Origin of the sequence: Paraburkholderia sp. C35, from assembly GCF_003121405.1 — a bacterium.
Classification (GTDB): Bacteria; Pseudomonadota; Gammaproteobacteria; order Burkholderiales; family Burkholderiaceae; genus Paraburkholderia.
Window position 1 is genome coordinate 1 of the sequence record NZ_QBUY01000006.1, and the last position, 12,005, is coordinate 12,005.

At 59.9% G+C, this 12,005-nt stretch carries 11 protein-coding genes; 5 read left to right on the forward strand and 6 right to left on the reverse strand.

Annotation, left to right across the window (positions count from 1 at the left end; genetic code table 11):
• Window positions 1–88: 88 nt before the first annotated feature.
• Together DK391_RS05540 and DK391_RS05545 are read right to left on the reverse strand one after the other, a co-directional pair.
• Window positions 89–424, reverse strand: coding sequence for a hypothetical protein (locus tag DK391_RS05540; RefSeq protein ID WP_109476992.1), 336 nt, complete (start codon window positions 422–424; stop codon window positions 89–91).
• Between the two features lie 79 nt (window positions 425–503).
• Complete coding sequence (locus DK391_RS05545) at window positions 504–3,977, reverse strand: type VI secretion system Vgr family protein (protein WP_109476993.1); 3,474 nt, start codon at window positions 3,975–3,977, stop codon at window positions 504–506.
• Window positions 3,978–4,154: 177 nt separating this feature from the next.
• Between DK391_RS05545 and DK391_RS45580 the strand changes: the two genes are divergently transcribed.
• On the forward strand, window positions 4,155–4,280 hold the full coding sequence (locus DK391_RS45580) for a hypothetical protein (RefSeq protein WP_275426810.1): 126 nt from the start codon (window positions 4,155–4,157) through the stop codon (window positions 4,278–4,280).
• Window positions 4,281–4,319: 39 nt separating this feature from the next.
• On the opposite strand, the gene DK391_RS05555 is transcribed toward DK391_RS45580, so the two are convergent.
• The 3 genes from DK391_RS05555 to DK391_RS05565 are packed head-to-tail and all read right to left on the reverse strand — an operon-like array spanning window position 4,320 to window position 6,587.
• Window positions 4,320–4,907 (reverse strand): flavin reductase family protein, encoded by a 588-nt coding sequence (locus DK391_RS05555; protein WP_109476994.1) that lies wholly within the window; start codon window positions 4,905–4,907, stop codon window positions 4,320–4,322.
• 1 nt (window position 4,908) lies between these two features.
• Window positions 4,909–5,640 carry a GntR family transcriptional regulator gene (locus tag DK391_RS05560; RefSeq protein WP_109477165.1) on the reverse strand — a complete coding sequence of 244 codons (732 nt, stop codon included), beginning with the start codon at window positions 5,638–5,640 and terminating at the stop codon, window positions 4,909–4,911.
• Between the two features lie 11 nt (window positions 5,641–5,651).
• Window positions 5,652–6,587 carry a polysaccharide deacetylase family protein gene (locus DK391_RS05565; RefSeq protein WP_109476995.1) on the reverse strand — a complete coding sequence of 312 codons (936 nt, stop codon included), beginning with the start codon at window positions 6,585–6,587 and terminating at the stop codon, window positions 5,652–5,654.
• A gap of 287 nt (window positions 6,588–6,874) precedes the next feature.
• On the opposite strand from DK391_RS05565, the gene DK391_RS05570 reads away from it, so the two are divergent.
• From DK391_RS05570 to DK391_RS05585, 4 genes are read left to right on the forward strand one after another with little or no spacing between them, the layout of a single operon-like run.
• Window positions 6,875–7,930 carry an ABC transporter ATP-binding protein gene (locus DK391_RS05570; RefSeq protein WP_109476996.1) on the forward strand — a complete coding sequence of 352 codons (1,056 nt, stop codon included), beginning with the start codon at window positions 6,875–6,877 and terminating at the stop codon, window positions 7,928–7,930.
• Window positions 7,931–7,976: 46 nt separating this feature from the next.
• On the forward strand, window positions 7,977–9,278 hold the full coding sequence (locus tag DK391_RS05575; protein WP_109477166.1) for an extracellular solute-binding protein: 1,302 nt from the start codon (window positions 7,977–7,979) through the stop codon (window positions 9,276–9,278).
• A 31-nt stretch (window positions 9,279–9,309) separates the two neighbouring features.
• Window positions 9,310–10,224: an ABC transporter permease gene (locus tag DK391_RS05580; protein ID WP_109476997.1), complete on the forward strand. Its 915-nt coding sequence runs from the start codon at window positions 9,310–9,312 to the stop codon at window positions 10,222–10,224.
• A gap of 1 nt (window position 10,225) precedes the next feature.
• Window positions 10,226–11,122: an ABC transporter permease gene (locus tag DK391_RS05585; protein ID WP_109476998.1), complete on the forward strand. Its 897-nt coding sequence runs from the start codon at window positions 10,226–10,228 to the stop codon at window positions 11,120–11,122.
• Between the two features lie 63 nt (window positions 11,123–11,185).
• Here DK391_RS05585 and DK391_RS05590 read toward each other — a convergent pair whose 3' ends face one another.
• The gene (locus DK391_RS05590; protein WP_162600692.1) at window positions 11,186–11,926 is read right to left on the reverse strand and encodes a hypothetical protein; all 741 of its coding nucleotides are present in this window, start codon (window positions 11,924–11,926) and stop codon (window positions 11,186–11,188) included.
• Window positions 11,927–12,005: the final 79 nt, after the last annotated feature.

Consider the following 12,005-nt stretch of genomic DNA (forward strand, 5'->3'; position numbering starts at 1 on the left):
CCCCCCCACAATCACACCCCCACCCCCTCGGGGATGGGGGCTCGGAGATGGTGGGGGGCTCGGAGATGAAAAAAAGAGACAGCTGCACTCACTTGCCCGCGGCAGGGCCAGAGGTCACGTGCTCGAGAAACGTGTGGCCCGGTCCATACACAGAACTTGTAATCGACGCAGCGTCTTTGGGTGCGACAGGCTTACCGGCCTTGTCCACCGAGACCGTCTCGATCTCGACCACGGGAATGCACCATGCTGCCTGTTCCCGCTCACTCGGATTCCCCCTTGCATCGCTGCAGCGGAATGTGAACGAGTCCGGAAAATCAGCAGCCTTCAAGGTTTCCGTCGAGCCGTTCCACGCGTACCTGATGTTGATCGAGCCCGGATGCGGCTTGTGCGGATCCTGCGCACCGGGTGGAATGGAACTGGACATACTGTTGGCTCCCAAAGTGCCTGCGCAACCGCACACGAGCAACGCGCTCACGGCAACGACTGCCGAGTGATGGAAAATTCTATTTAGCAATCTTGTCGAAGTAGTCATAACGGGCTGGATAGCGTTTTCGTCCTTCCTGCTCACAAGGCGTCCCCTTGCTTGACCAGTACATATTGGCCGATTCGGCGAAATCCTCGGTTGGATTGTTCGCGCCATACGCCGATGGCGGCTTGCCGTCACTGGCGATGGCATCCAGATAACGCTGCTTCGATGCAGCGTCCTTCCAGAGCGTTTCGCTCCAGAGATGACCGGTTTCATGCGTCATCGTACTGTCGATGTATTGCTGCGGAATCGTCTTCCAGTCTTTCCACGGATAAAACGCAACGCCCTGCGAGACGCTAGCCGTTGCCGCCGAATAGAAATCAGGTTTGTTGTAAATTTTCTGCCACGCGGCATCCTGAGGGTTCGGCGCCGGATTGATCGACACGCGACTCAGGTGCTCGAGTTGTTGCGACGGCACAGTCTCCAACGCCTTCGAGATCGACTGCGGGTCTGGCAGCGCCGAACCAGCAGGTGAGCCAGCCTTCGGCACCAGAATATCGAGCGGATGATCATTCACCATCGCGTGATACTGCGTCGCGTTCTGCACGCCGCCGCCCGGAAACTGGAACTTCGCGTCCTTGCCGGCATCTAGCGTAACGGTGTTTTTCTTCGTGTAGAAGTCGCTCGGTGCGTCGATGCGGCCTTTTGAACCGTCGAGATATGAACAGTCCGGCGCAGCTGTTGCACCCGGTGCAGCCGAAGCCACTTCGACTTCCTCGCTGCTCAGCCACTCGTCCTTTTCCATCCACACATGCACGTCTTCCGACTCGCGCGTAAAGAAGCGCGCACCCTGGCCAACACTGTCCGTCACGCCGCTAGCGAGCACAGTGCCGGATGCATCGGTGACGTAGTACGGCGTATTCCCCCAAACATGGCTCGCACCATTCGCCTGAGCGTCTTGTGAAATAGCGTCAAGCCCCGACATGTCTACCTTGTTGCTGTAGCGCTTCATGTCGGAAGGAATCGGCAAAGACTGCAACGGATATGACTGCTGCGTCGGGCCGCTGAACTGATGCTGGCCTCCCTTGATATCTATCATGCCCGGCGCGTGGATTTCGATGTTGCCGCCCTTGATGCGAATATACGCGCCGCCCGACGTCAGGAGAATTTCCTGCTGCGCCGCCGCTTCGATGTTCCCGGTTGCCGATATCAGCTTCACGCTTTTCTGTGCAGTCACTTCGATATTGTCCGAGTGCGCCTGCACTTCGACTTTGCCTTTGGCGGCAAAGAGCTTTGCGCCCGCATTCTGCGCAAAGAGACTGATCTTCTGTGCGACGCTCGCCACCAACGATCCACCTGTCGCGAGATACGTGCTCTGCCCGCTGACAAGATTGACGTGCTGATCGGCCGATGCATGCAGCGATTGCTGGGTCGCCAGGCCAATCCCCGCAGGACTGGCCAACAACATGGCCGACTCTGCAAAACCGTTGGCGTTTCCTGTTCCGCCACCCGCAGTCAATCCATTTGATGCCGCGCCCGCCACGTTCTTCTGTGTTGCATCGCTGAACGACTTCAAGGCGTCGGAACCGTCCTTCAGGCTCTCCGCCTGATGCGTTTCGCTTGCCGACGACATACTCCCGATCACGCCATGCGCCTGCGTCAGTTGCTGAAGCGGCTCGCTAGTATCCATCTGCTGGCTGGTTGCGCTTTTTGCATACGTTGTCACGTACAGGCCTTTCGACGCGCGCACCGCGCCGTACTGGTCCGTACCGAGATCGAACCCGCTACCCAGATATGCGCCTCGCGCATTGCCGTTCTGCGCGATCAGATAGCCCAGTTGCAAAAAGCTGTTCGCGCTGCTGCTATACAGTTGCACGCGGTTCTGGCCTGTCGCATCGTCCATCACCATCTGGTTATAGCCGCTGCCGCCGAATTCCTTCGACCGGTGTCCCGACAGCAATCCATTCGAATGCCATTGCGGCGCGTTAGCGCCGTTATATGCGCGCCCAACGGCAATCGGACGGTCGCAATCGCCATCGATGTAATCGATCAATACTTCTTCGCCCACACGCGGAAGATGCACGCCGCCGTATCCGCTACCCGTGTCCGATTGTGCGACGCGCACCCAGCACGACGCGCGTTCGTCACCATTATTTAGCCGGTCCCAGATGAAGCGCACCTTGATGCGGTTCAGTTCGTCGGTGTAGACCTCTTCATCCTGCGGACCGACGACGATCGCCGATTCCATCTGCACTTGTGGCTTAAGGTGATCGAACGGGCTGCGATAAGGCACATTTGTACGCTGCGCCTCGATTTCGATGCGATAGAAACCATTACTGCCGTTTGCCGGTTTCACGTTGACAGCACCGTCGCCCTCATGGCTCCCGCGCACGGCCGCCAGCGCATCCTCCAGGCTGTGCGGAAACACGGGTGCACCACTGGAAGCGGGAAGATTGTTTTCGATCGTCCATACTGTCTCGATGACTGCGAACTCGCGTTCGCCGGCAGGATCACGATCATGATCCGGATGGCCGCCAAGGGTGAAGCGCCGCCCCGCATCCATATTGCGCACGCCGCCTGCGCCATGAAAACGTTTCGCGCGAGACTCCCACTCTTCCATGCGGATGCGCGACAGCGCATCGCCGCGATTCTGCTGTCCATACGTGTAGGCGCCCGTATATTCGTAGACCTCGGCCTGCGCGGGCAACGTCCCCTGGTTGGGCATGGTGGGCGTACTCGTGCCCTTTGCATTGTGGGCGCTCGACGGACTCTTGTAGTCGAACGTGCGCGTCGTGAGCAAGGTGCTTTGCAGCGTTCGCGTGCCGGACCACTGCGTGAGCGCATCCGTCTCGCTGTTCGTGCCGGCCCGGTAGAAACTGACCGTCTGTGGCGACAAGGCGTCAAAGGTGGACAGCGTGTCCGTGATCACGAGCGTGTGCGACTTGCCATCCTTGCCCTGCTCCCAGAAGCCATACAGGCCTTCCGTTTCCAGCAGCCTGTGTACGAAGTTCCAGTCGAACTCATGCTGGCGGCAATACGAACGGACGGGCAAGGCTTTCGACAGCGCGAAGCGGAACCACCCTTGCGCCTGTGGATGTGCGTTGAACACATCGCTGATGATCTGTTCCGCGCTCACGTCTTGCCATATGCGCTGGTCGCGCCGAAACTTAAGGAAATGCATCCACGAAGCAAAACCGATCTGATAGCCAGTCAATGCACCGTCGGAGCCGAGCCTGCGCGCCGTATGCACATAACCATTACGCGGCGCATAAGTGCGATCTGACTGCAGGACCCATAGCGTGACTGGTTGCGCAATCAGTTTCTTCAGTTCGATATCAGGCGAAGTCGAAATGACATCGACGGTGAATTCGTAATGGCGCCCAATACGCGAACTCCCGACAACGCGTTGCGGTAAAAGAATATTGTTTCCGAGCGGCGTATCCAGCTTCACGAGGCGGTCGCCTTGCGCCACTCCGCCAGAGATAGCAGCGATTATGTCCAGCGCCCCCATAACGCCTCTTATTTTTCCCCAATTGAATGCGCGTGATTCTACAAAAAAACAGATGAATAAAACATCTAACTCACTTTTTAATTTCTATATGCCAATCGAATCATATTGAATTGACAATTGACATTTAATACATTGGGTCAATCATTACCGGATTAAAACTGAAAGACGGTAATTTTTATGTACTCGATACGGGTATCGGGCCAAAAGCCCGATCACGAAAACGTGTCGGGCCTCGTCTACGATGTCGCGACGGGCAAGGTGGAAGTCGTGGTCCCACCGGGACCTTTGCGCGAGGAAGCGTGAGATGAAAGAGACCGCCGCCTTTCAGGCGAGGGCCGCGAATCAAAGCTCAAACCTGTCCCGCGTCGTCACATAGTCGCTCGCGCCGAAGCGCCCCACCGGGAAGTAGTGCTGCAACCTGACGCGCCACGCTTCCCGGTCGATCAATTCATCGCGCGCGTGCAGCATCAGCACCTTGCCGATAAAGATATGGCGGCTCGCCGTTTCAAGCGTTTCCCAAAGCTCGCATTCGAACGCAACAGGCGCCTGCGCGATGCGCGGCGGCCTGACGCGCGTCGAAGGCACTGCCGTGAAACCCACGGCATCGAGCTCGCTGACATCCGGGGCAAAGCGTTCGCCACAACGATGCATCTGCTGCGCAATCGCTTCGTCGGCGAGATGTACGACGAACTGCTTCTCACGCGGAATATTCACCGCCGTGTCCTTGAGCGTGCCGTCCGCGAGCCGGTTGATGCTGATCATCACGATAGGCGGCTCTTCACCCAGCATGTTGAACATCGAGAACGGCGCGGCATTCACAGTGCCGTCTGCACCGAGCGTGGTCACGAGCGCGATGGGCCGAGGCACGATCAGACTCGCCATCAGCTTGTAGCGCTGGTATTCGGTGATCGATTCGAAGTCGATTTCCATATCACTCCATCGCCGTTTGCCGTTCAGGTTCTTCGATGCCGAGCAGTTGCGCAAGCCGCTTCTTGCCCGGCATGCGCGAGGTTTCGATGCGCGCCTCAAGGCTTTGCAGATGCGCCATCATGTGTGCAATCGCGCCGTTGGCATCGCGTGCCTCGAGGCAATCGAGAATCGCCGTGTGCTCGTCGTGCTCGCACGGCGCGTTGCCTACGGGTTCATACGCGCCCACGATCAGCGAGCAACGCGAGATCAGTTCGGTCAGATAGCGCTCGAGAATCGCATTGCCCGCCAGCGCCGCGATCCGCAGATGAAACTCGCTCGCGAGCCGCGCCCACGACGGTTGATCGAAACGATGCATGGCCACGTGCTCATCGGCGAGTTGCTGGCGCAATTCGGCAATCTGCTCGACGCTCGCGCGCTGCGCCGCCAGTTCGACCAGCGCCCGTTCGACCCCGCGCCGCGCCTCGAAGATCTCGCGCGTCTCTTCGCGCGTCGGTTGCGCGATCACGGCGCCCTTGTTCGGACGCAATACGACAATGCCGTCATGCGCGAGCTTCTCCAGCGCGCGCCGCACCACCGCGCGCCCCACGCCGAACAGCGTGCATAACTCCGGCTCAGGCAGTTTGGTGCCGGGCGTGAGCCTGCGATTGAGCACGCCTTCGAAGATCGATTGATAGATGCGGCTCTCCACATCCGGCCGCTCGCTCTTTCCGGGCTTCTCTCGCTTGATGTCCATCGGCGCGGCGCTCATGCGGCTTGCGCCGCCGCGCGCACGGCCTCGTCTGCATGACGCGCAATCGCGCCGGGTGTCGTCAGCCAGATATCGTCGCGCGCGCGGGCAATATGTGCGAGCGCACGCCGCAAATGCCGCAGCCGGTACGGCTGGCCAACGATATACGGATGCAGCGCAATGCCCATCACCAGCGCCTGCGGCCCACGCGCGGCCTGTTCGAGCATCTCGTCGAACTGGTCGATGATCATATCCGCGAAGTCGCGCATGTCCATCTGCCGCGCCATGATCATGGGAAGATCGTTCAGTTCCTGCGGATAGGGAACCGACCAGAGCGAACCGTGCTTCGTTTGCATGCGTATAGGCCGGTCGTCGTGGCACCAGTTGAGCGTGTAGCGATAACCCGTCTGCGCGAGCAGGTCCGGCGTGCGGTGCGATTCGGAGATCCATGGCGACAGCCATCCCGACGGCGCCGCGCCCGATTGCTCAAGCATGCGCGCCTGGCAATGGGCCAGCAGCGCGCGTTCGCCGTCTTCATCCAGATCGCTCTGACGCTGCGCGTTGGTGTGACCGTGCGCAATCAGTTCGTCGCCGCGCGCGACGCACGCTTCGATCAGCGCCGGACAATGCTCGTACAGCGATGTATTGATCAGCGTACCCGCAGGCATATCGAGCGCATCGAACAGTTCGATACAGCGCCACGCGCCCACACGATTGCCGTACTCGCGCCAGCTGAAGTTCAGCACGTCGGGCTGCGGCGAGAGCGGCCCGAGTGCCGCGCCCAGCCCTTCTCCGAATGCAAAGTGTTCGAGGTTGAAGCCGAGATACACCGCGAGCCGCGAGCCGTTCGGCCAGTCATAGGTATCGCCCTCGTGTATCGCCTGATAGCCGAAGCGGCCATGTGTGGTCAGTGGGCCGAAAGAACCGCCCGGCTCGCGCTTGAAGTCGTTCATTGTCAAATATTAATGACCCGGTTTGGTTAGGTTGTGCCCCAATCCGAACGGAACCTGCACTGCGATTGCACACGGAACGCCTTCGCAAGTGCTGACGATCGAGGTGCGCAATCGTGTGCAATATGCGCGCCAACCTGTCGACACGCGTTGCCAGGCGGCATTGCGGCATGCGTGCGCTGTCCCGCGCATCACGAATGGCATATGACTTGCAGAAGCTGCGCGCTGCATGTGTCGTGCGCCGCAAGTTCGCTGTACTCCATTCGTGCCTCTCTACAGGACAGACCTTCATGGTTCAGCCGGCATCAACCGTGGTTCATGCAAGCCCAGCCGACATCGAGCTCGTGCACGTTTCGAAGCGTTATGGCGATTCGGTCGCCGTCGATGCCATCGATCTGCGCATACCCGGCGGCGCTTACTGCTGCCTGCTCGGTCCGTCCGGCTGCGGCAAGACCTCGACGCTGCGCATGATCGCGGGTCACGAATGGGTCTCCGAAGGCGATGTGCTGATCGGCGGACGCAACGTGACGCGCGAGCAACCGGCTGCACGCGGCACCGCGATGGTGTTTCAGAGCTACGCGCTCTTTCCGCATCTCTCAGCCCTCGACAACGTCGCGTTCAGCCTCAAGATGCGCGGCGTCGCCAAGGAAGCACGCAGAAAACGCGCGGGCGAACTGCTAGAACTCGTCGCGATGTCGGCCTATGCGAACCGCAAACCGTCCCAGCTATCGGGCGGCCAGCAGCAACGTGTCGCACTTGCGCGCGCGTTGCTCAACGAACCGCGCTGCCTGTTGCTCGACGAACCGCTCTCCGCGCTCGATCCGTTCCTGCGCGTGCAGATGCGCGCCGAACTGAAGCGCTGGCAGAAAGAACTCGGCATCACTTTCGTGCACGTCACGCATTCGCAGGAAGAAGCGATGGCACTCGCCGATCTCGTCGTCGTGATGAGCCACGGCCATATCGAGCAAACCGGCACGCCCTTCGAAGTCTTCAACCGCCCACGCACCGAATTCGTTGCGCGCTTTCTCGGCGGCCATAACGTGCTCGGTGCGGGCAGCGGCCTGTTCACCGTGCGCGCCGACCGTTTGCGCATCGCGCCGCAAGGCGTGACGCCCGGCACGAGTGCGGGAGAAGGCGGCCTGAGCCGCATCGGTGGACTGGCTTGCAAGGTGCGCGAAGCGGAGTACCAGGGCACGCATCTGCGCATCACGCTCGATCCGCTCGATGGTTCGCCTGCGCTGATCTCGCTGATGAGCGACGCCGACTACGATCCACAACGACTCGGGCCGGACGCGCGCGTGACGGTCTGGTGGGATGAGCAGAACGCCCATCCCCTTGCAGCCTGAAGCGTTCAACGACAACGCAACGACCATTTCCAAAGAGGAGAAAGCAATGAACGACGACAAGGCAGTCGCACGCGTGCAACAGGCTGGAGAAGAGACCGCAGGCAAGGGCATCTCACGCCGCACGTTCATCAAAGGCGCGGTTGCGGCTGCGGGCATCGCCGGTTTTCCGTATGTGCACGCGCAGGAGAAGATCACGTTGCGCTATCTCGGCACCGCTGTGAACCAGAGCGCGGACATTGCGAAGAAATTCAAGGAAGACACGCGCATCGAGATTCAATATGTTGCCGTCACAACCGATGACGTTACCAAGCGCATCATCACGCAGCCCAATTCATTCGATATCGTCGATACCGAGTACTTTTCGCTGAAGAAGCTGATTCCCGCAGGCACGCTCGCGGGCATGGACACGAAGCGCATCAAGCTCGCCGACAAGATCACGCCCGTGTTGACGAAGGGCGAAGTGGACGGCAAGAAGATCGGCGATCAAGGCACTGCGCCGAAGAAAGTGATGTTCCTCAAGGGTGCGCGTTCCACTGAGTTTTCCGCAACGCCCACCGAGTGGATGACGCTGATCCCCACCACCTACAACGCCGACACGCTCGGCATTCGCCCCGACCTGATTCCGCGTCCGGTGACGACGTGGGCGGACCTGCTCAATCCGCAATTCAAGGGCAAGGCCGCGCTGCTCAACATTCCTGCTATCGGCATCATGGATGCGGCCATGGCGATCGAAGCGATGGGTCACGTGAAGTACGGCGACAAGGGCAACATGACCAAGGCCGAGATCGACCAGACCATCAAGATCCTGATCGAAGCGAAGCGCGCTGGCCAGTTCCGTGCCTTCTGGCGCGACTTCAACGAGAGCGTGAACCTGATGGCTTCAGGTGAAGTCGTGATCCAGTCGATGTGGTCGCCCGCCGTCACCAAGGTTCGCACGATGGGCATTGCCTGCAAGTTCCAGCCGCTGAAAGAAGGCTATCGCTCGTGGGCGTCGGGTTTCGGCATTCCGCGTTCGCTGCAGGGCAAGAAGCTCGATGCCGCGTATGAGTTCGTCAACTGGTTCCAGGACGGCTGGGCGGGCGCGTATCTGATGCGGCAGGGCTATTACCCCGGTGTCACGGAAACGGCGCGCACGCACATGCAGGCGTACGAATGGGACTACTGGATGGAAGGCAAGCCCGCCGCGCAGGACATCAAGGCACCCGACGGCCAGTTGCTCGAAAAAGCAGGCGCGACGCGCGACGGCGGCTCGTACAGCCAGCGCATGGGCTCGATTGCGTGCTGGAACGCCGTGATGGACGAGAACATCTACATGGTGCAGAAGTGGAACGAGTTCATCGCAGCATGACGATGCAAACTACCACGCGCGGAGTCTGACGATGGCCTCGGTCGATTTTCTTCAGCAGGCGAAGCCGGCAACCGTGCGTCATCGGCGTGTGAGCGCGTGGCTGCAGGCCACGCCGCTCACGGTGACGTTCGCGCTGTTCTTTATCGTGCCCCTCGTGATCACGTTGATCGTCAGCTTCTGGGACTTCAACGAGTATCAGATCATCCCGGCGTTCACGCTGAAGAACTACGCGGCGATCTTCGACGGTTGCAGCTCGCTCACGGATGTCTGCGTCACGTTCAAGACCTACTGGTCGACGCTGAAGTTCTGCGCAATCGTCTGGGCCGTGACACTCGTGCTCGGCTTTACGATTGCGTACTTCCTCGCCTTCCATGTGCGCACAACGGCAATGCAGACGGTGCTGTTTCTGGTCTGCACGATTCCGTTCTGGACGTCCAACGTGATCCGCATGATTTCGTGGATTCCGCTGCTCGGCCGCAACGGGCTCGTCAATCAGGCGCTGATGTCGGCGCATCTGGTCGATCAGCCGCTCGAATGGCTGCTGTATTCGAACTTCTCCGTCGTGCTGGCTTTCGTGCATCTGTACACGTTCTTCATGATCGTGCCGATCTTCAACGCGATGATGCGCATCGACCGCTCGCTGCTCGAAGCCGCGCGCGATGGTGGCGCCGCGGGCTGGCAGGTGATCCGCGATGTCGTGCTGCCTTTGTCGAAAACGGGCATCGTGATCGGTTCGATCTTCGTCGTGACGATCGTGATGGGCGATTTCCTCACAGTCGGCGTGATGGGTGGTCAGCAGATCGCGTCGGTGGGCAAGATCATCCAGGTGCAAACGGGCTATCTGCAGTTTCCCGCTGCGGCCGCCAACGCGATCATTCTGCTCGCGGTGGTGCTCATGATCGTGTGGGCGCTGACGCGCGCCGTCGATATCCGCAAGGAGTTGTGACATGAGTGTTTCGCTCAGGCATCGCGAGCGCCGGCCCGCGAGCTTCTACTGGCTCGCGGTGCTATTCGGCCTGTTCGTACTGTTTCTGTATGGCCCCGTCATCACGATCTTCATCCTGTCGTTCCAGGGTCCGGAGGGCGGACTGACGTTTCCGATGCGTGGCGTGTCGCTGCACTGGTTTGCGGCGTTGCGCGACGGCGTAGGTGATGTCGATATCTGGGGTGCGTTCGGGCGCTCGGTCAAGCTCGCGCTGGCCGTGACGTTGCTGACGGTGCTGTTCTCCGTCAGTGCGGGCCTCGCATTCAGGCGTCGGTTTCGCGGCGATACCGCCGTGTTTTATGTGTCGGTGGCGAGTCTGATCATGCCGTCGATCATCGTATCGCTCGGCATTGGCCTGACGTTCCGGTTGCTCGACACGCTGATCAAATATCTCGCTACGTCATGGGGCTTTCAGTCGATTGCAGACACATGGACCACGTCGATGGGCCTGTATACGTCGGCGCTCGGCGCGCATCTCACGTGGACCTTGCCGTTCGGCCTGCTCGTGATGTTCGCCGTGTTCAACCGCTTCAACCCTGCGTACGAGGAAGCGGCACGCGATCTGGGCGCATCGCCGTGGCAGTCGTTCAAGAACGTCGTGCTGCCCATCATCGGGCCTTCCGTGATCGGCGTGGCGATGTTTGGCTTCACCCTGTCGTGGGACGAAATCGCACGCACCTCGCAGGCCATCGGCGATCAGAACACCTTGCCACTGGAATTGCAGGGCTTGACGACATCGGTGACCACGCCCGTGATCTACGCACTCGGCACGATGACCACGCTGATCTCGCTCGCGGTGATGGTAGGCGGGTTGCTGATCGCGAGATCGCTTGCCCGCAAGCGCGCGGCCGATCATTGAAGCGCTTTTCACTTCTTGACCTGGCCGTTCAGCGGCAACACGACATATCGATCGCGATGCAGCTCAATCGGCCTGCAGCCCTTTAGGCACGCCATAGCGTCCATTGCGATATTCGAGTGTGAAACTGGAACGCTGAAGGCTTGGACTGCCTTCGTCACAGGAACCACCGCGCACCTTGTCCTGCCTGTGCTCGCTTTTTTCCGACACTTTCAACGCCGCGTAGCCGTCGCTGCCTGCGCGCCCAATATCGATCGTTCGTGTCGTCGTGTCGAACGTTCCGGCACAATTGCCATCCCACTCGCCGGTGTTCGATGCAATCACCAGCCGTTCAAGAACCCGACGCACGGTCGTGCCGTCGATCACATACAGGCTCAGCGCAGTCGTTTCATAGGGTGCGACCCGCGAGGTGTTCCCTTGTGTGGTACGTACGCCAAACGCACGATCAGTCGGCGTCAGCTGATAGCGCGCAGTATCCAGCGAAAGACTGGAAAGGCGTATCGCGTCATACGTGATCGCCGATGGCTGAAAATCATGAGCGACGATAGCGCCAGAGTTGGAATCGGCAATCAGAATGTCCAGATCGTATTGGCCTTCATCGTCGCTATTGCCTTTTTGCGGCAGCGGCAGAAGCGCCAGTGTCAGCGAGGGATTCGCAGGCCATGCCTTGCAGCTCGCAAAATCCGTTGCTATCTTGCGCCCCGGATGCAGCTGATTCGTCCACGCTTGCAGTCTGTCTTCGCATCCAGCGTGTGCGAATGTGGGCGCTATCACAGTCGCAAAGAGCACAAGGCGTATCAGGTTCATGTTGTCGGTGTTCTGCTTGTCTTGGTTCGTAGGCCAATGGTTTCTTGCCGATGCGACGGGCGGCGCAAAGTCTATCATT

Bases quoted from the DNA above. Each gene is read 5' to 3' on its own strand.
- DK391_RS05540 (WP_109476992.1), bottom strand. From the start codon at position 424: ATGTCCAGTTCCATTCCACCCGGTGCGCAGGATCCGCACAAGCCGCAT.
- DK391_RS05545 (WP_109476993.1), bottom strand. From the start codon at position 3,977: ATGGGGGCGCTGGACATAATCGCTGCTATCTCTGGCGGAGTGGCGCAA.
- DK391_RS45580 (WP_275426810.1), top strand. From the start codon at position 4,155: ATGTACTCGATACGGGTATCGGGCCAAAAGCCCGATCACGAAAACGTG.
- DK391_RS05555 (WP_109476994.1), bottom strand. From the start codon at position 4,907: ATGGAAATCGACTTCGAATCGATCACCGAATACCAGCGCTACAAGCTG.
- DK391_RS05560 (WP_109477165.1), bottom strand. From the start codon at position 5,640: ATGGACATCAAGCGAGAGAAGCCCGGAAAGAGCGAGCGGCCGGATGTG.
- DK391_RS05565 (WP_109476995.1), bottom strand. From the start codon at position 6,587: ATGAACGACTTCAAGCGCGAGCCGGGCGGTTCTTTCGGCCCACTGACC.
- DK391_RS05570 (WP_109476996.1), top strand. From the start codon at position 6,875: ATGGTTCAGCCGGCATCAACCGTGGTTCATGCAAGCCCAGCCGACATC.
- DK391_RS05575 (WP_109477166.1), top strand. From the start codon at position 7,977: ATGAACGACGACAAGGCAGTCGCACGCGTGCAACAGGCTGGAGAAGAG.
- DK391_RS05580 (WP_109476997.1), top strand. From the start codon at position 9,310: ATGGCCTCGGTCGATTTTCTTCAGCAGGCGAAGCCGGCAACCGTGCGT.
- DK391_RS05585 (WP_109476998.1), top strand. From the start codon at position 10,226: ATGAGTGTTTCGCTCAGGCATCGCGAGCGCCGGCCCGCGAGCTTCTAC.
- DK391_RS05590 (WP_162600692.1), bottom strand. From the start codon at position 11,926: ATGAACCTGATACGCCTTGTGCTCTTTGCGACTGTGATAGCGCCCACA.